The organism is Ferruginibacter sp., assembly GCF_014377975.1.
Lineage (GTDB): Bacteria > Bacteroidota > Bacteroidia > Chitinophagales > Chitinophagaceae > Ferruginibacter.
Genome location: NZ_JACMOO010000025.1, coordinates 1 through 19,472, shown reverse-complemented (window position 1 = coordinate 19,472; position 19,472 = coordinate 1). Strand labels below are relative to the sequence as shown.

At 36.2% G+C, this 19,472-nt stretch carries 14 protein-coding genes and 1 pseudogene; 4 read left to right on the top strand and 11 right to left on the bottom strand.

From position 1 onward, the window contains the following. The first annotated feature begins 78 nt into the window (after nucleotides 1–78). The 4 genes from H7254_RS01695 to H7254_RS01680 all read left to right on the top strand — a co-directional run bounded on the left by H7254_RS01695 (nucleotide 79) and on the right by H7254_RS01680 (nucleotide 7,164). Nucleotides 79–2,307 (top strand): DPP IV N-terminal domain-containing protein, encoded by a 2,229-nt coding sequence (locus H7254_RS01695; RefSeq protein ID WP_301931334.1) that lies wholly within the window; start codon nucleotides 79–81, stop codon nucleotides 2,305–2,307. Nucleotides 2,308–2,333: 26 nt separating this feature from the next. Then, nucleotides 2,334–3,902 (top strand): L-serine ammonia-lyase, iron-sulfur-dependent, subunit alpha, encoded by a 1,569-nt coding sequence (locus H7254_RS01690; protein WP_301931333.1) that lies wholly within the window; start codon nucleotides 2,334–2,336, stop codon nucleotides 3,900–3,902. A gap of 160 nt (nucleotides 3,903–4,062) precedes the next feature. After that, complete coding sequence (locus H7254_RS01685) at nucleotides 4,063–5,448, top strand: aminopeptidase P family protein (protein WP_301931332.1); 1,386 nt, start codon at nucleotides 4,063–4,065, stop codon at nucleotides 5,446–5,448. 48 nt (nucleotides 5,449–5,496) lie between these two features. Continuing rightward, nucleotides 5,497–7,164, top strand: a complete 1,668-nt coding sequence (locus H7254_RS01680; RefSeq protein WP_301931331.1) for a M1 family metallopeptidase — start codon at nucleotides 5,497–5,499, stop codon at nucleotides 7,162–7,164. Between the two features lie 823 nt (nucleotides 7,165–7,987). Here the strand turns inward: H7254_RS01680 and H7254_RS01675 are convergent. The 11 genes and pseudogenes from H7254_RS01675 to H7254_RS01625 all read right to left on the bottom strand — a co-directional run bounded on the left by H7254_RS01675 (nucleotide 7,988) and on the right by H7254_RS01625 (nucleotide 19,259). Further along, nucleotides 7,988–8,437 carry an Rrf2 family transcriptional regulator gene (locus tag H7254_RS01675; protein WP_301931330.1) on the bottom strand — a complete coding sequence of 150 codons (450 nt, stop codon included), beginning with the start codon at nucleotides 8,435–8,437 and terminating at the stop codon, nucleotides 7,988–7,990. A 467-nt stretch (nucleotides 8,438–8,904) separates the two neighbouring features. Next, nucleotides 8,905–9,294 carry a group III truncated hemoglobin gene (locus H7254_RS01670; protein ID WP_301931329.1) on the bottom strand — a complete coding sequence of 130 codons (390 nt, stop codon included), beginning with the start codon at nucleotides 9,292–9,294 and terminating at the stop codon, nucleotides 8,905–8,907. 13 nt (nucleotides 9,295–9,307) lie between these two features. After that, nucleotides 9,308–9,709 carry a cytochrome C gene (locus H7254_RS01665; RefSeq protein ID WP_301923302.1) on the bottom strand — a complete coding sequence of 134 codons (402 nt, stop codon included), beginning with the start codon at nucleotides 9,707–9,709 and terminating at the stop codon, nucleotides 9,308–9,310. Further along, nucleotides 9,699–9,971, bottom strand: coding sequence for a hypothetical protein (locus H7254_RS01660; protein ID WP_301931327.1), 273 nt, complete (start codon nucleotides 9,969–9,971; stop codon nucleotides 9,699–9,701). Before H7254_RS01660 ends, H7254_RS01665 begins: the two co-directional genes overlap by 11 nt. A 1-nt stretch (nucleotide 9,972) precedes the next feature. Further along, nucleotides 9,973–10,977 carry a cytochrome c gene (locus H7254_RS01655; protein ID WP_301931326.1) on the bottom strand — a complete coding sequence of 335 codons (1,005 nt, stop codon included), beginning with the start codon at nucleotides 10,975–10,977 and terminating at the stop codon, nucleotides 9,973–9,975. A gap of 169 nt (nucleotides 10,978–11,146) precedes the next feature. Continuing rightward, nucleotides 11,147–12,820: a cbb3-type cytochrome c oxidase subunit I gene (locus tag H7254_RS01650; RefSeq protein ID WP_301931325.1), complete on the bottom strand. Its 1,674-nt coding sequence runs from the start codon at nucleotides 12,818–12,820 to the stop codon at nucleotides 11,147–11,149. A 425-nt stretch (nucleotides 12,821–13,245) separates the two neighbouring features. Further along, nucleotides 13,246–13,647: a cupin domain-containing protein gene (locus tag H7254_RS01645; protein WP_301931324.1), complete on the bottom strand. Its 402-nt coding sequence runs from the start codon at nucleotides 13,645–13,647 to the stop codon at nucleotides 13,246–13,248. A 24-nt stretch (nucleotides 13,648–13,671) separates the two neighbouring features. After that, nucleotides 13,672–13,854: pseudogene (locus H7254_RS01640) on the bottom strand (DUF2945 domain-containing protein); the annotation flags it as partial. Nucleotides 13,855–14,958: 1,104 nt separating this feature from the next. After that, nucleotides 14,959–15,723, bottom strand: a complete 765-nt coding sequence (locus tag H7254_RS01635; RefSeq protein ID WP_301931323.1) for a TerC family protein — start codon at nucleotides 15,721–15,723, stop codon at nucleotides 14,959–14,961. Nucleotides 15,724–16,819: 1,096 nt separating this feature from the next. Next, nucleotides 16,820–18,154, bottom strand: coding sequence for a HAMP domain-containing sensor histidine kinase (locus H7254_RS01630; RefSeq protein WP_301931322.1), 1,335 nt, complete (start codon nucleotides 18,152–18,154; stop codon nucleotides 16,820–16,822). A 35-nt stretch (nucleotides 18,155–18,189) separates the two neighbouring features. Next, nucleotides 18,190–19,259, bottom strand: a protein-coding gene (locus H7254_RS01625) for an IS3 family transposase (RefSeq protein WP_301931321.1) whose coding sequence is annotated in 2 segments (ribosomal slippage) — nucleotides 18,190–19,007 and nucleotides 19,007–19,259 — 1,071 coding nt in all. Because the reading frame shifts where the segments join, the coding sequence is not laid out codon by codon here. Nucleotides 19,260–19,472: the final 213 nt, after the last annotated feature.

Here is a 19,472-nt window from a genome sequence, read left to right as displayed (position 1 = left end):
GACTAGTTTATTTACAATCAAAATCAAAAAGCTAAAACACATTTCAGCCTTATACATCATACAATTAAATCAAAATACATGAAAAGAAACCGCATCTTGATTTCCCTTACTTTTTTAAGCATTTGTTTTTTACAAAGCAATAATTTGCTTGCGCAAAAACAGCTTACGCTAAAAGATATTTACGCCAGTAATACCTATAGTCAAAAAGGATATGGGCCTGTGCGCTGGATGAAAGATAATGAAGGCTATTCTACTTTAGAAAATGATAAGGAGTTTGGCGGAACAGATATTGTACGCTATGATGCTAAAACAAATGAACGGAAAGTGCTGGTTTCTGCAAAGCAATTAATTCCAAAAAATGAAAAGACGGCATTGCAGATTTCAAATTATGAATGGTCCGGTAATGACGGAAAATTATTAATTTTTACAAATACCAGGCGGGTATGGCGATACAATACACGTGGTGATTACTGGGTGCTCAATCTTAAGACAGGAAACCTTCAACAGGTTGGTAAAAACGTAGAAGCAACCACTTTAATGTTTGCAAAATTTTCGCCCGATGCTTCCAAAGTTGCTTATGTGAGTAAGCAGAATATTTATGTGGAAGACCTAATAACCGGTATCAGCAAGCAACTTACGCATGATGGTGGCGCAAATATTATTAACGGTACTTTTGACTGGGTATATGAAGAAGAACTTGATGACCGGGATGGTTTTCGTTGGAGCCCCGATGGAAACTACATCGCTTACTGGCAATCTGATACAAAAAATATCGGTACATTTTATTTGATAGACAATGTTGATTCTATTTATTCAAGACCAATTCCGCTGCCGTATCCTAAAGTTGGTACAAAACTTTCTGCGTTAAAAGTTGGTGTCATTCCTGCTGTTGGCGGCAAAACAAATTGGTTCAAAATTCCGGGTAATCCTGCAAATAATTACCTGGCCCGTATGGATTTTATTCCTCATTCCAACGAAGTAATGGTACAGCAACTGAACCGTCCTCAAAACGAAAATAAGATATGGATCGGCAATGTAAAATCAATGTCTCTTAAAAATATTTACACAGAAAAAGATCCTGATTTTCTTGATCTGCATGATGATATCCGCTGGCTGGATAATGACAAATATTTTACCTGGACGAGTGAGAAAGATGGCTGGAATCATTTATACAAAATTTCCCGAAACGGAACACAATCAACATTAATTACAAAAGGAAAATTTGATGTGGTTCAAATCAATTGTATTGATCCGCAAAACGGGTATGTTTATTACATTGCTTCGCCGGATAATTTTACACAACGTTATCTCTACCGGAGCAAAATAGATGGCAGCAGTGATGGAGAAAGAGTTACACCTGCTGCGTTTACAGGCCAAAGCAGTTACCAGGTTTCCGGTAATGCAGAGTGGGCTATACAGACTTTTCAAAATGCAAATACTCCACCCGTAATTTCTTTGGTTCATCTTCCCGATCATAAAGCTATAAGAACATTGCAGGACAACCAGGAACTGAAAGAAAAATATGAAGCACTCCACCTGAATCCAAAAGAATTTTTAAAAGTAAATATTGGTGATGTAACGCTGGACGCCTGGATGATAAAACCAATAAATTTTGATCCATCAAAAAAATATCCATTATTGTTTTATGTTTATGGCGAGCCCGCCGGGGCTACTGTTCAGGATGATTGGGAAGGTGGTGCTCTGTGGGATGAATACATGGCGCAGCAGGGATACATAGTGATGAGTGTAGACAACAGGGGAACCAAAACGCCCCGGGGCAAGGACTGGCGAAATTCTATTTACGGACAAATCGGAATCCTTGCATCGATGGACCAGGCAGCAGCAGCGAAGAAAATTTTCAGCATGTATTCTTTTATTGATACTTCCCGTGTGGGAATCTGGGGATGGAGTGGTGGCGGACAGATGACGCTGAATTGTATGTTCCGTCATCCGGATATTTATAAAACCGGCCTGGCTGTATCTTTTGTTTCTGACCAAAGATTGTATGATGCAACTTACCAGGAACGATACATGGGCCTGTTAAGTGATAATGCAAAAGGTTATCATGATGGTTCACCGATAAATTTTGCAAAAAATCTGGAAGGAACTTTAATGATCATTCATGGTACTGCTGATGACAATGTTCACTACCAAAATTTCGAAATGCTGACGAATGAATTAATAAAAAATAATAAAATGTTTTACATGATGTCGTACCCCATGCGTTCACACGGTATTTACGAAAGAGAAAATACATCGTTGCATTTACGGGAAACGATGGCAAAATACTGGAAAGAACATCTATAATAAAATGAACTATTAAATAAATATTTATGGAAAATTATCCGAGTATATTTAATGATGTCATTGGCCCTGTAATGCGGGGCCCGTCTAGTTCTCATTGTGCAGCGTCTCTTCGTATTGGCAGGCTGTGCCGGGACCTGATGCAAAATGATATAATAAGTATTTTAGTTGAATTTGATCCAACCGGATCTTTAGCAGACACTCACACAGGACAAGGTTCTGATATGGGATTATTCGGTGGTTTTTTAGGATGGGAAGCAGATGATGAGCGTTTGCCCGAATCTGAAAAGTACATTGCGGAAGCTGGTATCCCGGTTCAATTTGCTGTAAGGGATATTAATGCAGCACACTTAAATACTTACCTGATAACATTAACTAATTCTAAAGAAAAAAGAACAGTAACTGCAATTTCTACGGGTGGTGGTATGATTGAAATAATCGCCATTGATGGAATTAAGGTTTCGATGATGGGGGATTTTTACGAAACGCTGATTTATTGCAAGTCTCCCGATAAGATTTTAGATTTAATTAATAGTGAGATGTCTTATGATTACTTGATTGTACACGACGAAAGTCCACATTTTATTGAAATAAAAGCACAACATTTTCCGGATGAGTTACTGCAGGAAAAGTTAGCATCTATGGAAGATGTACTATTCACAAAAAAGCTATCTCCTGTGCTTCCTGTTCTGTCCAGGAAAGGTGTAAAAGTGCCTTTTACTACCTGCAACGAAATGTTGGAATATAACAGTAACATAAATCTTTCTTTATTGGAGCTGGCTATTCTTTATGAGAGTGAAAGAGGAAAAATTTCTAAAGAAGAGATTATTGAGAAGATGCGGAAGATAGTGCGCATTCTAAGGGATTCTATAAAATCCGGATTAGAAGGCACACATTATGCAGACCGGTTGCTGGGAAGTCAGTCTGTAAATTTCAAAAGCCAATTGCAAAATAAAAAACTAATCAATACAGGAGCGCTGAATAATGTGGTGATGTATGTATCAGCATTGATGGAAGTAAAAAGTTCAATGGGTGTTATTGTAGCAGTGCCAACTGCAGGTTCGTGTGGTACTTTGCCGGGTGCTGTAATAGGCACTGCGGATTTTGTAAACGCATCTGAAGATGAAATGATCGAGGCGATGTTAGTGGCCGGTATTATTGGAATTTTTATTGCAACACAATCTACTTTTGCCGGTGAAGTGGCTGGATGTGGAGTAGAGTATGGGTCTGGAGGCAGTATGGCTGCAGCAGGCATCGTTTATCTTTTTAAAGGTTCGCTGGCCCAATCTGTCGCTGCTGCTTCTATGGTGTTGCAAAGTACACTTGGATTATCCTGCACACCTATCGCAAATAGAGTAGAAGCGCCATGTTTGGGCAATAATGTAATGTCAGCAACCAACGCTGTTACCTTCGCAAATATGGCACTCTCCGGGTACGATCCATTGATACCATTAGATGAAGTAATTCAAACCATGCACACCATTGGTATGGCAATACCACACGAATTTAAATGCACTAATATTGGCGGATTGTGTGCTACAAAAACAGCTAAAAATCTGGAAGCGAAATTAAATAAAGGAACAATGAAACAATGTTAGTTCGCAATGAAACATCCCGATATATTAATTTTCTTAGCCCCGCTCCTTTTGAGAGGGCTTGGGGTGAGGTCTCAGAGCCGGAAACAATTTTGATGTCAATCTAAGATTACAAATTATCAAGAGATCACCTTATTTAAAATAAAAATAAAAATGATATTGTATGTTCAGCAAAGAAACGTATAAAGCAAGACGGGAAAAATTAAAAGAACAGGTTGGCCATGGCATCATATTATTATTGGGGAATGCGGAAAGCAGCATGAATTACCCCGACAATACTTATCACTTTCGGCAGGACAGTAATTTTTTATATTTCTTTGGTATAGATCGTCCGGGGCTGTATGCAATAATTGATGTGGATACTGATACTGACATTATTTTTGGTGATGATATTAGTGTGGAGGATATTATCTGGACCGGTCCGTTGCAAACTTTAAATGATCATGCTGCACAGGCCGGTGTTTTAAAAACCTCCTCCTTAATATCAATTATAGATAGCATTGATGCGGCTGTTACTCAAAAAAGAAAAATTCATTACCTGCCGCCATACCGTGCAGATAATATGCAAAAATTAACGGGCTGGTTACACATTTCTTTTGAGTTATTAAAAGCCAGTGCAAGTGTTGAACTTATTAAAGCGATAGTGGCGCAACGTTCTGTAAAATCTCCGGAAGAAATTATTGAAATTGAGAAAGGCGTAAATACTACCATTGATATGCAAACCAAAGCTGTAATGCTGGCACAGGACGGTGTTTCGGAAATAAGTATTGCCGGCATTATTCATGGCATGGCAGTCAGCGCTGGCGGTAATCTTGCCTTTCCAACTATTCTTACTGTAAATGGGCAAATTCTGCACAATCATTTACATGGAAATATTTTAAAAAACGGCCAGATGCTGCTGTGCGATTGTGGTGCTGAAACAGCGATGCATTATGGCGGGGATCTTACCCGTACTTCACCCGTTGATGAAAAATTTACCAGCAGGCAAAAAGAAATTTATGATATCGTAGTGCAGTCTCATGAAGCTGCAATTGATTTATTAAAACCAGGGGTTTTATTTAGGGATGTTCATTTGCATGCCTGTGAAAAACTGGCGGAAGGTTTAAAATTACTTGGCCTTATGAAAGGAGATGTGAAAGAGGCTGTACACCAGGGAGCGCATGCAATGTTTTTTCAGTGTGGCCTTGGCCATATGCTTGGGTTAGACACGCATGATATGGAAGATTTGGGTGAAGAATATGTTGGTTATACAGAGACCTTACAAAAGAGTACACAGTTCGGATTAAAATCTTTAAGGCTGGGCAGAAAAATAGAAAGCGGTTTTGTATTAACGGTAGAACCCGGCATTTATATTATTCCTGAATTAATTGATCTATGGAAATCGGAAAAAAGATTTACTGATTTTATTAATTATGAAAAGCTGGAAACCTACAAAGATTTTGGCGGCATAAGAATAGAAGAAGATCTACTGATAACAGAAAACGGCAGCCGGATATTAGGTAAACCATTCAGCAGGGATTCGGAAAAAATAAAGAGCCATGCAATGTAAATTTCAGTACGGACAAACAAAAATAGTCAACTATCAAAATTACACAGAATGAAAATCTTTCTTACTGCGATGGTGATCGCATCTTTTTTTCCGGAACTATCATTGGGTCAAAAAATATTTACACATGCCGACACGCTCAGGGGCAGTATAACACCCGAAAGAGCCTGGTGGGATGTGCAGCGCTATGATGTGAGCGTAACGCCGGACTTTAATTTAAAAATCATTATCGGTGAAAATAAAATGACTTACCGGGTTACAAAAGATAACCATGAAACCCGGATGCAAATAGATTTGCAGGTTCCGCTTGCAATTGATAGTGCTATTTTAAATAATGGAGATCATTTAACTTACAGCAATGAAGAAAATGTTTGGTATTTAAAAATGCCGGATCAAAAGAAAGGAAATACTTACAGTGTACAACTTTTTTATTCAGGCAAAGTACACGAGGCTATCAGGCCGCCCTTGGATGGTGGCTGGATATGGGCAAAAGATTCTTTAGGCCGGCCGTGGATGACGGTTGCCTGCCAGGGTCTGGGTGCTTCGGTTTGGTATCCCTGCAAAGATCATCAAAGTGATGAGCCGGATAAAGGGGCAAGCCTTACGATGACCGTGCCTGATACGCTGACAGCAGTGGCGAATGGGCGTATTCAGTTTACAAAAAATAATGGGGATGGAACGGCAACTACCAAATGGGCTGTCGTAAATTCTATCAGCAATTATTGCCTTATTCCTTATATTGGAAAATATGTAAACTTCTCTGAAGTATATAAAGGAGAAACAGGAAATTTAACGCTCAATTATTGGGTATTAAATTATAACCAGGCAAAAGCAAAAAATTATATGCCTGAACAGGTGCATAAAATGCTTACGGCTTTCGAATATTGGTTTGGTCCTTATCCTTTTTATGAAGATGGCTACCAATTAATTGATGCATCTCATTCCGGTATGGAACATCAAAGCGCAGTGTCTTATGGTAATGGTTACAAATTTGGATACCGTGGTAAGGATCCATCAGGTTTTGGATGGGGATTAAAATTTGATTTTATTATTATTCATGAAAGCGGTCACGAATGGTTTGGTAATAATCTCACCACTAAAGACCTGGCAGATATGTGGGTGCACGAAGGCTTTACTAATTACAGTGAAACACTTTTTACTGAATACCACTTTGGTAAAAAAGCAGGCAATGAATACAACTTCGGTATCCGTCCCGGAATTGGAAATAAAACCACAATTATTCCTGCTTATAATGTTAATGCGCAGGGTAGTGGAGATATGTACAATAAAGGAGGTAATATGCTTCACGCCATCAGGCACAGCATGGACAATGATGTTTTATTCAGGAATATTTTGCGTGGCCTCAATAAAGATTTCTATCATCAAACGGTAACCTCAAAACAGGTAGAACAATACATATCCCGCTACGCAGGATTTAATTATCAAAAGGTATTTAATCAGTATTTAAGAAATCTCGAAATTCCTTCCTTTGAGTATTATTTTAGTAATGATGGGCGTACTGTTAATTACAGATATCAAAATTGTATTGATGGATTTAATTTACCATTAAGCCTGAACAATGAAAAAGCTAAAGTGCGTATAGTGCCCTCGAAAAAATGGCAGCACAAAAAATTAAAAATGGACGAGAAGCCACTTTTTGAAAAAGAATTTATTGCGTTTAATTATTATATAAAAGTAAAGCCCGTTAATAAAAAATAAAAAGATTTTTTTGTTGAATTGCTGAGATTATTTTTATTGAAAAAATAATGCTGTATTTTATCGGGACTGATGTTATTGTTCGCTTTATGCGTAGCATTCATCCGGCAACTGCATTAGATACCAAAAAAAATATTTTAATAAAAAAATTAATCTCTCCTGGAGAGTTGTTAACCGAAATTTTTAAATAAAATCTGCTAAGCCATTTTCTTTTATTGAATTACTATTTATACGATTCGGCGGAATTTAATGAATACCGGAACTATTATAATTCAGCAAAAGAGGTACTTTATTTAAACCGGAATTTTGACAGTGGAAGAAAGAAACATCCTTCCAGAGAAATTATTATTACTGAAGGATAAACTAAAGAGATATTGGAATCTTCGCAAAAACGAGATCACTAAATCCTCAGGAATAAATATGTATTTTTTGTAAGCCTGAAATGTTTGCATTAATACCTCTGAGAAATTAAAATGGAGGAGTGTTGTAGTTTTTAAGGAAGAATTAGACCTGATTTTAAAGATGGCGTATTGAAATTTTGAAGAGGAATTTTACCGGAGTCTAAAAAATTTAATTAGTGAACATTTTATAAAAATGGATTTAGGACAATTAATTATCGATTACAAACGGTTTAAGGACTGTAATGGTGCTCCAATAATTTATACAGGGGGATGGCTAATAGGCTTTGTTACACATGAGGTATCCACATGGTCAGGAATCACCACCCATGGCGACACAGATATCGCAAACCCAGTATTTATCGCTTCGGATTTGAAATTAATATAGATGAAGCCAATAGTAATTTTAATAACATCGCTCCCTATATTCACTTTTTCTTGGTTTGGATACCTGATAAAAAATGTGTACCGTTCTCGATTTTTTTTGCCAGTTTCCGGATGGTTGTTTTTTCAAAGGCTTTTTGCAGGCTATTTCTTAAAACAGTGTAAATATCATGAAAAGCACAAGGGTGAGCAGCAAAGCATTGCTTTAATCCTAAACCGCAGGCAGTGAATATTTGCAAACCATCTATCGCATTAACTATATCAATGATAGGCGTATCCATCTGGTAATCTTCAATAAAAAAACCACCATAAGGGCCTTTAAGCGAAGTGATAATTTTATGCTTATTGAGTAACTGCAATGTTTTAGCCGTAAATGCTTCAGGAGCATCAATTTCTTTTGCAATCTGCTTTACATTTAATTTTATTTTATCATCAGCTTTTGACGCTAAAAATATAACAGCTCTTATTGCATATTGGCATGCTTTTGAAATCATTATTTAAAATTAATTTGTCCGAATTTACAGAAAAAATTATGCACTCAATTTATCTGTTTACAACGGCTCATTAACTTATATATTCTACAACGGTATTTTTTTACGCTTTTTAAAATCCTTGCAATATTGTTTGCCCTGCTTTTAGCATTTGCAGCTATGCTTCCGCAAAATAGTTCATCAACCGTTTCTTCAAAAAGTATCAACCACTTGTCAAAATATTTTTTCTCCAGTTGCAGGGACAAGGGCTTTGCTAGGGATCGCCATATATTTTTTTGAATACAATAAAGTTGTATTCAAAAAATTGCACATAATCTTCCGGGGCTTATCCCGGTTTTGTTTTATAATGGAATTGAAAACGGGCGCAGGCAAATCATCTTTCCGCACTTTTGTATAAAATTGGTGAACCGGCATTTTTATATCTTCTTCCGTTTTAATATCCTGTTTAATACTTTTTTATTTTCCTTCACTCATACAATTGTTATTATACCGTTTTGTTTTATAGATGCTAAACGCCGCATAAAATTATCAGCCATAACTGAAGCCCTCCATTTGGCATTGGAGCCAATAAAATGCTCATCAATGGTTTGATAAAATAAGAATAGCCACCTTTCAAAATGGGCAGTTCCAATGGTATCCATTTTGGCATGTTTCGAAAATGGGTTACCCATGTACCCCTTTTCGCCAAATAAAGCAGCATTCCAGAACAGGTACATTTTTTCTGAATGGGGTTGCCAGTCTGCAGGAATGTATTGTAAAAAAATGGGAGATAATAATTCATCGGTCTTTACTTTTTTATAAAATTGATCTACCATTAATTTAATGTCCTCAATGCCTGTTATATTTTTTTTTAATTTCATTGTTTTACTATACTTAAATTGAAAAGCTGGTAACAAAATAGTAGATTGCCCAACAGATAAATGCAATTAGCAATATCCAGATCCATGATGGCACAGTTTGGGGGGTTTCACTTCCTTCTATAATAAATTTTTTTTGAAGGCCCTTGCCGTAAGCATTTATCATTAATGATACTATGCCATCTACAATATCATTTTCTTTTATGCCTTCTATAGATATTGCCGGACCGTTGCGTACAAGGAAAGGTATTTTGCGTAAGCCTTCTTTACCCGTCACGTCTTTACTTACAATAGTTAATGTATGTTGGCCATCGGTTAGCTTCCGGGTATCCAGCTCAAAATTTACTGGTGTTGCAAAAGATGCAATGGGTTGTTTTTCATCATCTATAAAAATGCTGATGGTACTTTTAGCTTCCATACGCTTCTGTATTAAAAATGCTGTTTTTAATGTGGCTTTTATTTGTTTCGCCCGGCTTGTATAAATAGTGTATGCTCAGGAACAAACAAATTAATACAACCACCGCAGTAGCGGCTATTATTACAAAGTCCCAGTTGCTTTGTGGTCCTGTACCATGGGTAATGCCTTTAAATATTCCTGGCTGGCTTACTTCACAAACGGGACAAGCTATTGCCCATTGATAATTTAAAGAAAGAGAAATTAGTGCAAAAATTTTTGTCATATTATTTGGTTTCTTTTTTAATAAGGTCCATTATTTTTTTAACTTCTTCTATAGGTATTTTCCGGGCATTATTTCCCCAGCTGCTTCGTTCGTGATTAATTATTGCCTCAACTTCTTCGGGTTTCAAATTGCTATTTGTTCCCACTGCTGGCATAACGCCGTATTCAGCCCTTGCGTCATATCCTTTCATTATGATATTGATCATCATTTCCGCGTTGTCATTATTTACAACAGGACTTCCTTTAAGCGGTGGAAATGCGCCCTTAAGTCCTTCTCCATTTTCCTGGTGACAACTTTGACAATTAGCAGTATATAAAGCTACACCATTTAATGCCCCTGTATTTGGTGTATTAGCGGCAGTTGTTTTTTGTTGTCTTTTGTATAGAAAGTCTGGGGCTGGTGTACCGTCAGGTAATTTTATTTGTTTTAAAGATTGCAGGTAGGCAACCAGATTGAGCGCAGCTTCTGTGGCAACAATTTTTCCCATAGATGTATCAAAATATTTATCGGGTACATTTACCACCATGTCATTTTTACCAGGATTTTTTTTTATTTCAAATAAAAAACTATAGGATGGCATAATAGATTGCCGAACTACAGACCTGGGCTGGTATAAATGCAATAAATGCCAGTCAATACCGGGTTGCCTTATACCAATATTGGTTAGGTCTGGTCCGGTACGTTCTGTACCCATTAAAGTGGCTGTATTTACCCAGGTACTGATGCGTTCGTTTCCGGCATAGTCTGCAGCAATGCTGGGCCGGCTGCCCCATATTTTATCCATATCAACATTACGAACCTGTTGCGTATGACAGGCCACACAGCCATTGGCAATATAAACGTCTTTACCTTTTTGCTGAGCCGCTGTTAACGGTTCGCTGCCAGGCAGAGGATGATTATTATTTTGATTGTTTAGCGCTGGTAAAATAGCTACTAAAATGGTAAGCACTAAAAACATTAAAAAGGCTGTTGTGTATAATCTTTTATGATTGCTGAATATATCCATTTTATGTTGATTGCTTTTTATAATTGATAACTGTATTTTCTTTATTGCTTATTGTGCTATTTGAAAAAGACTAATAATTTATTATTCTATTGCTGGAAGAATAATAAAAAGTAAATCTTCAATTATCATAAAGCAATACAGTATTATTTTAGCACACTTCAAAAAAAAGTCAGGCTTCCGGCTGTAATGTTTTTAGTTGTGCTACACCTTCCTTACGAATATTGATTGCCTCTTTTCCTAAAATCATCTTATACATGTTGCAGGCAAAAATAATATGCGACAGCCACATCATAGTTCCTCCAATTGCCCGCCAGAGCCAGTAAGGAAACATCAATTCTACACTATCTATAAAGGGTTTTCCTTCCTGCCACATTAACCCTTTTAATGTTCCACCTATCATTAATGGAATTGTATAAAAGAGTAAACCGATCAGGGCCATCCAGAAGTGAACACCTACCCAGGTAAAAGACGGTTCTTTGCCTGTTAGTCTTGGTACAATCGAATAAATAAATCCCCATAAAAAAAAGGCAATGATGCCATACATGGTGAGATGGGAATGGGCTATAGTAAAATCGGTAAAGTGCCAGATAAGATTGGTGGAACGGAAAGCCTCTACTGTACCTTGCAGGGAACCGGTAAAATAAAATATGATACCTACCAGGTAAAAAGGCAATGTATAACTGCTGCCCAATTTGTGCCAAGAGCCATTAAAAGTGAAAACAAAATTAGTGGTGCCGGCTACTACTGGTATAATCATACCTACACTACCTACAATAGCCATTGTTTGAAGCCACCAGGGTATTGCGCTAAAAACAAAATGATGCGTTCCGATAAGGGTATAAAAAAATATCTGTGCCCAAAATGCCATAATACCCAGGCTGTAGGAATAAATAGGTTTGTTTAATTGCTGTGGTAAAAAATAATAAACCAGCCCTAGGGTAAAAAGCATAAACCACATGCCTACACCCTGGTGCATATAATACCCCTGCGAAATGGTTTCGCCTAACCCATTTTGCCAAAAAGGCAAATAGGCAACCAGCGTAATTACAATTGCGAATATTATGGAGGCGACCATATACCAGTTAGATACATATATTTCTTTAGTAGCCCGCCGGGCAATGGTGTTCAGGAAATTTATAAGTGTAAGTACCAATGCCAAAGCAAACAACCCCATTACCGGCCAAATATATTCCCGGTATTCGCCACCGCCGTTATTAATACCTGCCATTAAAAAAATACTGCCAATAATTACTGAGGCATTAATTAAATACAAAGAATACCAGGCAAGTTTTAAGCTTGCAATTTTGGTATTGCTTACCATGGGTATAACGTAATACCCCAACCCCAACATTCCTAAAGAACTCCAGCCCCAAAATACTGCATTGGTATGTACGGGTCTTAACCTGCCGAAACTTAGCCAGCTAAAATGATCCGCATCGGGTGCAACAAATTTAATACCTGTGTATTCCCCAGCTGTGGTACCAAACAACAACCAAAAAGTGGCACTTACTAAAAACCAAAGAATTAATTTTGATAACTGGGGATCAATGTTCGGGCGTTTCAGGGCTTTTTTTTTAGCAGCCACAAAGCCCCTATTTGTTTGCTCATTAATATGGGTAATCAATCCTTTGTCATCAGATGGAGCAAGATCACCCCTTAGCTCATTGTTCGCTAACTTAAAGGCTTCCGCTTTTTTTTTCTGTTCTAAAACCGTATCAATTTCATCTCCTTCGAGGTTCGTTAAGTAATTGGCAAAACGTGTTGCTTCTTCTTTGTCTTTGCCATCCTTTGTTCTTTCTACTACGTTCTTCAATCTTAATAAAAAGATAAGAAGTGCTATCATTATGGGAATTAAAATAAGTACAAATGTGATTATGATACCCGGTTGTGTAAAAATCGAATTACCTTTTTGTGCAGTTTGGCCAAATGCCGGGCTGCAGCAAAGGAAAACAGCGAGTACCGGCATGCAGGATTTTAATCTTTTCATAATTACCTTGGGTTGATTTCTAATAACAAAAATAGTAAAAAATCTATTTCGGATAATTTTATCTTATTTAAATAAAAATAAGATAAAATGTTAAAGCTTCTGTATTTTGAGCCACATTGAGCCAATTCATTTACTGAATATTTATGCAGAAATACCGACTATTTTTAAGATTAAAATTTAGTAACCATAAATTACACATACGGAATTCGATAAAAATTATTCTTTAAAAAAATGAAGTAGTTAGGAAATTAAATTTTAAATTATTTATAAAAGGGTAGGATCTATTTATCCAGAGATGTTGTAAGGGTCAATAAAAATACAGACTCTTTTATTGCATGTACGCTATGGGGCAACCCTTTGTGTAAAGCAATCATATTGCCCAGACTTAATACAATTGACTCATCATCTGTACTAAAATTTATTTCGCCTTCAAGCACCTGCACACTTATAATTCCCCCTGCTGTATGCTTTTTTAAAACAGCATCTTTGTGCAACGCAATCAATACAATGCGCATTCCATTTGTTTTATATACAGATATAGCGTTGCGATCGCTGGTTTCCCAGGCCGTTTCCGTTTTTATTTGCTTCATAAATTCGGTAATATTTATGCCCACCAGGGGAGCATCTAATACACGGGCTCCCTGCGGCCGTTGCGCTGTAGCATCATTGTTTTTTGTTTCCATGACTATTTTTTTTAGTAGAAATTTTTATTTGCTCAATTTCGTTAGTGCTTTTCCTTTGTGTACCGCCACATGGTCTGTTTTATCGCTTTGTATTGCATATTGAGGATGTTCTTTAGTTGCGTTATGTGTATATCCTTTGTACTCAAAATTACTGGTGTGTATATCTATAATTTTACCAGAAACAAAGCCTGCTTCCGAATTCCATTTTACATGATCGCCTGTTTTAAATGATTGTTACATTTGATAGGCATTTATTTTACTTTTCAATTATTACTTCAAATTATTTACTGCAAAAAGCGCCTGATTCAACCGCACAATGGCTTTGTATGAAATAACTGTAGACATTTTGCCCCATATGCTTACGTAACTAAACCTGCACCAAACTATTCATAATTCATATCATTTTTTAGAATTATAATGGTCGATAAATAATATATTTAAATGAGTGCCTGGGCATGTTATTTTTTGGTTTCTTCTAACGCCTTTATCATTTCAACTATCAATTCATTGCTGTAAATAACCTTCGCATTTAATAGCAGGTATTTTAAATTATACTTTGGCAATAAGGATACACATTCATGAGCTTCATCGCAAGAATATTTCAAACCTTCAAAACGGCACTATATCTACTATTAATTGATCAGAGAATATTTTAAAATGATGCCGGCACATTTCAGATCATTGTATTTTTAATTATAATCAATATTGAGTCCGTTGCTAATTAATAAATGACAATATTTAAAAAGTAGATACCGTAACTATGGTAAAGTTTTATTGGTTATTTTTTTTGTTGTGACAATCCTGCTTTTTATAATGAAAACTTAGTACAATTTTGAATCCAGAATATTATCTAAAAAGGAGCGTAAATAATTACTCATTTGCTGCGGCCGACTATCTGCCATTAAATCAAAGTATCATCATCTTCATTATTTCCCCAAAAACCTTCGCGAAACTTTGTTGCGTTGCTACAAATTCAATCAGGCAGATTGCACTTTGCCATTTTATTGCCTGCCTGGTTTTGTACCCCGAACCCTAAGCGGTGCACAATGCTGCAGAGAAAGCGGTTCTTAGGTCATTTCCCAGGCAAGTATAGATGGAAGTTTAAGACAACAAACATATTGAAAACATAGAAGCTTCAGTGATGCCAGTGATTTAATACACCGATTTCAGAATTCTTATTTCAACATTGCAGAGTTCATCATTTATTTTTATACCACAGGATAAAACAGTTTTTCTACTACCGTGCATCTTTTCAAAAATTTCTATAAAACAGCTTCCGCAACTGCCCATGCCACTACACAGGCCTCATCGCTAATTTCGTTCACCAGCTTCAGACCGCTTTTTCAATCTTAAATTTAGCATTTCAACTACCAGTGAAAAAAAGAGGCAGGAATAAATAATACTTTTACTGATCTCCTGGTGCAGGCCACTTGCAACCAATACTACGCCGATGACTACCAGAAATGACAAGGCCAGCATCTGTAATGTTGGATTAGCATTTATGATTCTTGTTACCGGTCCTGCAAAAAGCATCATAATACCGATCGATACAATTACTGCAATAATCATGATGATAACATTTTCTACCAGTCCTATCGCTGTTAGAATAGAGTCGAATGAAAAAACTGCATCGACCATTACAATCTGAATAATAACCCTGCCAAAGCCAATTGTTTTACTCCCTTTTTTCAATTCCTGTTTGTCATCTTTTTGAAATTTATGATGAATTTCCAACGTGCTTTTTACAATAAGAAAAATACCACCTGCAATCAGTATAAGATCCTTATAGCTTAATGGGATGCTTTTATTTGCGTGGACCTCAAGAGCCGGGATTATAAAAACAGGATCTTTTAATCCGATGATCCAATTGATACAAAGTAACAGGCCAATACGAAAAACCATCGCCAGTGTTAAACCTGTATTCCGGGCTTTGCGCTGCTGCTCTTTCGGTAATTTGCCCGCAACAATGGAAATGAAAATAATATTGTCAATGCCCAATACAATTTCAAGAAAAGTAAGCGTGAGCAGACTTATCCAGATAGCGGGGTTTGCAAAGTCTGGTGTGATGAAATTCATAAAAACGATATTTATATTTTACAAATTTGTAAGTTCAACTAATAAGTAATTAATTCAATTAAAAATAAGTGTAACTCAGCGTAATTATTTTTTTACTTTAAAAAAAAGTAATTTCTTTTATCAATAAAACGAGTATGATAAGTAAAATAAGGAAGATAAAATATTTAAAACAAGATGTACAGGCAGAGAAAGATTTATTAGTCTGGTTTTAGTTGAAAACAGGAAGACGCAAAATAATGATCTTAATTTTTCTTATCTGAATTATTGAAAAAAAAGAATTGCAAGACGTTTATTAAAGATCAATATTGTTTTGCTTACTGTGTTCGAAAATAGGATTCCTCTGTTGGTCCTCCGGATAATTAAAGCGACTGTTAACGAAACGTTGTGAAAAAAATTTTAGAAATAGACAGATGAAGATATTAGTGGAGGGAGGCATATTTTTGATCAGCTTCCTCTTTTAATTTTACGGACAAACGGATCTTTATTTTTACATACTCCTTTTTTTTTATGGTTATAACTTTTCTCTTTAATTTTTAAAAGTAGTATCTCCTAATGGCTTAAAAATTTAGGTAAATGGATATCATTCCGGCCTTTAAATTCGCAAACTTTAACTATAGCAATCAAAGTTTTCATAGTTTAATTGCGAAATTTTTGAATATGCTTTTGTTGATACTGATTTACAGTAACGTCATCTGAATAGGTATACAACAAATCAGCGTCCTATGCAATCATTTTATTAACGTCAAATCCCGCTACTATTTTGCCTGCAGCAATTAACCGGTTTAGCAATAATATGGATGATGTATAGTTTTCTAATTCATATTTATGGTAACCTGGCCGGAGTCAGAATTATAAATAGTCTCTTGCCTATCACTGGTGAAAACAGCCCAATTTATTTATATCCTGTGAGACTCTTTTATTTAAATGTAAAGGTATAATTCCGGCATTAAAAAGAGATTAATAAATAATTAGAAAGCAGTTAGAATATTTATTTGGGGGTGAAATCGGCTGCAACAGGTAATTGAATATTAAAAGTTGTTTCTTTTCCAATAGTGGATTTTGCATTTATTTGTCCGTTGTGCAATTTAATAATGCGCTATACCAGTGGCAAACCTACGCCAAACCCACTTATTCCGCGACTATCTTCTGCCCTAAAAAATGGTTGAAAAATATTTGATAAGTCATTTTCAGCAATACCCTTTCCTTTATCTTTAATTGAAATAATTATGGTTGTTTTTTCAACAGACAGTTTCACTTTTGCTAAGCCGTTAACCGAAAATTTACAGGCATTGGAAACAATATTTTTGATAGCTGCAAATAGTAGTTCAGCATTTCCGAATACTACCAGTCTTTCTGCAACCTCGGGTAATTGTTCAAATTCCAGCTTTACTGAATAGTGCTCACCAAATTTTATCATTTCGCCGGGAAGGCGCATTAATATTTCATCAATTCTAATTAGTTCAATTTCTATGCCACCTGCCGTACCAGAGGCTTTGGCAAACTCCAGTAAGGTTAGGGTGAGTTTGTTCAGGTGCCGTACATCCTGGTAAACGGATTGTATAACTTTACGGTAATCTTCTGCCACTCTATCCCTTTGAAGTGACACTTCTAACTGGCTTGATATCGACGTTAATGGAGTAGATAATTCATGCGAAGCGGTAGATATAAAACGTGTCTGCATCTCAAAACCTTCCTGTAATCTGTTTAGCAGGTCATTTAATGTGTTGATTAAGTAGTTCCATTCATCATCCGCATTTCCTGATTTTATCCGGTGAGCTAAACTTTGTGCAGAAATAACGTTTACTTCATCGGCAATTTTTCTAATAGGCTGCAATAATATTTTTGAAAAAAACCAACCGGATATAAATGAAATTATGATGACACCAGTGAAACCAAAACACAGGATAATCTGTAAACGACGGAGGTTGCTTCTTCCTTCTTCATCAATAGCAGACGCAACAATAACCACTTTGATATTATTGTAATAATTTGCAATGGCCTCTTTTTTGCCAACGTTAAAAAAATAGCTTTGTTTTGTTTTTGCTTCACTTAATATATCATTGCTAATTTGTAAACTATCACCTGCTGTGTCATGATAAGAATAAATTATTTTATTAAGATGGTTATATACCTGGATTGTTTTATTTTTTAATTCTATTGCGGTAGCGCCATCTATTTTACTCATAATAGCGGAGTCAAATATTGAAGGCTGGCTAAGCAGATTTGCAGTAGTTAAGGTACGGCTTGTTAAATGCGTTTTAATTTTGTCTATCCTGTTGGTGTAAGAAAAATAATAGATAACACCACATAATAAGGATAACAGCAGAAACATTATCAGGGTAAAAAAGATTGTTATTTTAATTCTTACGGGCATCAGTTGTTTTTTAGAATATAGCCCATTGTAAGCTCCCCTTAAATTTGTGCCAATCAAAAGTATATTTTTTTTCGTTTAACATGGGAAACGGATTAAATAAACTCAGCCGGTGGAACAAAGCCCAACGATTGATGTGGTCTTGAACAATTGTAATCTACTCGCCATTGCTCTGCTTTTTCTCTAACATCATTTAAACTCATAAATACATAAGCGTTTAATAATTCCTTTCTAATGTTTCCGTTGCACCTTTCAACAAACCCATTTTGCATTGGCTTTCCGGGTTGTATAAAAGCTCGTTCTATTTTGTTTTCTCTACACCACATGTCTAATTTATTTGAGATAAATTCAGGTCCGTTATCAGTTCGTATTATCTGCGGTAGCCCTCTGAACTCTTTTAAATATTCCAATACTCTAATTAGCCTTAATGCCGGTAATGATAAATCTGTTTCAATGTGTAATACCTCTCTGTTGTAATCATCGATGATATTTAATAACCTAAAACGTCTTCCATCCCATAAAGTATCACTCATAAAATCAATACTCCATACTTCATTAATTGTTGCAGGTTGATATAATGCTTGTTTTACTCTTTCTGGTAAACGTTTTTTTGAACGCCTACGGATATTGAGTTTCATCGCTGTGTAAACTCGATACACTTTCTTATGGTTCCATACAAAACCTTGTCTTCGGATTCTGTAATAGCTCTGCCAAAAACCAATAGCAGGATGTTTTTCAACCAATGCACTGAGTTGATCAATGACTGCTTCATCAGCTTTAGGCTTTTGTTTATACTGTTGTGTACTTCTAGGCAGCCTTACTGTTTTACATGCCTGACGTTGGCTTACCCCATATTCTTTAATCATGTGCTTAGCCAAGCTACCTTTTTCATCAGGCGTTACAGCTTTTTTGCAACAGCGTCTTTTAAGGCTTCATGTACCAGACTTAAATTAGCATACATCCGCTTTAAACGATTATTCTCATCCTCGAGTTCTTTAACTCTCTTAAGTTCGTTTACATCCAATCCTGCGTAGCGTTGTCGCCATTTGTAAAATGCAGCAGTTGTAATACCTAACTCCCTGCATAAGTCTTTAGCATCCCGACCATTCTCATGCTCCTGGATAGCTTTCACAATTTGGGTTTCTGTGAATCTTGTCTTTTTCATAATTGACCTCCTTAGTTTTAAAGTTAACAATTTTGTCAACTTTTAAGTGGCCGAATTTTGGGGGAGCTTACAGTATTAGGAAAATATGCTTCTTACCGCACAAATTTTTTAGCAAGTCTAAATAGTACTGGAATCGTGCTTCAGGCACTTGAAAATGAGATGTCGACTAATTATGCTGCAGCCAAGTTAACTTGCGATAGAATGTGCGGTGCA

What these genes read in the sequence shown, in the direction of transcription:
- H7254_RS01665 (WP_301923302.1), bottom strand. Translation starts at nt 9,709, where the DNA reads ATGGAAGCTAAAAGTACCATCAGCATTTTTATAGATGATGAAAAACAA.
- H7254_RS01690 (WP_301931333.1), top strand. Translation starts at nt 2,334, where the DNA reads ATGGAAAATTATCCGAGTATATTTAATGATGTCATTGGCCCTGTAATG.
- H7254_RS01685 (WP_301931332.1), top strand. Translation starts at nt 4,063, where the DNA reads ATGTTCAGCAAAGAAACGTATAAAGCAAGACGGGAAAAATTAAAAGAA.
- H7254_RS01675 (WP_301931330.1), bottom strand. Translation starts at nt 8,437, where the DNA reads ATGATTTCAAAAGCATGCCAATATGCAATAAGAGCTGTTATATTTTTA.
- H7254_RS01670 (WP_301931329.1), bottom strand. Translation starts at nt 9,294, where the DNA reads ATGAAATTAAAAAAAAATATAACAGGCATTGAGGACATTAAATTAATG.
- H7254_RS01650 (WP_301931325.1), bottom strand. Translation starts at nt 12,820, where the DNA reads ATGATAGCACTTCTTATCTTTTTATTAAGATTGAAGAACGTAGTAGAA.
- H7254_RS01660 (WP_301931327.1), bottom strand. Translation starts at nt 9,971, where the DNA reads ATGACAAAAATTTTTGCACTAATTTCTCTTTCTTTAAATTATCAATGG.
- H7254_RS01655 (WP_301931326.1), bottom strand. Translation starts at nt 10,977, where the DNA reads ATGGATATATTCAGCAATCATAAAAGATTATACACAACAGCCTTTTTA.
- H7254_RS01695 (WP_301931334.1), top strand. Translation starts at nt 79, where the DNA reads ATGAAAAGAAACCGCATCTTGATTTCCCTTACTTTTTTAAGCATTTGT.
- H7254_RS01645 (WP_301931324.1), bottom strand. Translation starts at nt 13,647, where the DNA reads ATGGAAACAAAAAACAATGATGCTACAGCGCAACGGCCGCAGGGAGCC.
- H7254_RS01635 (WP_301931323.1), bottom strand. Translation starts at nt 15,723, where the DNA reads ATGAATTTCATCACACCAGACTTTGCAAACCCCGCTATCTGGATAAGT.
- H7254_RS01680 (WP_301931331.1), top strand. Translation starts at nt 5,497, where the DNA reads ATGAAAATCTTTCTTACTGCGATGGTGATCGCATCTTTTTTTCCGGAA.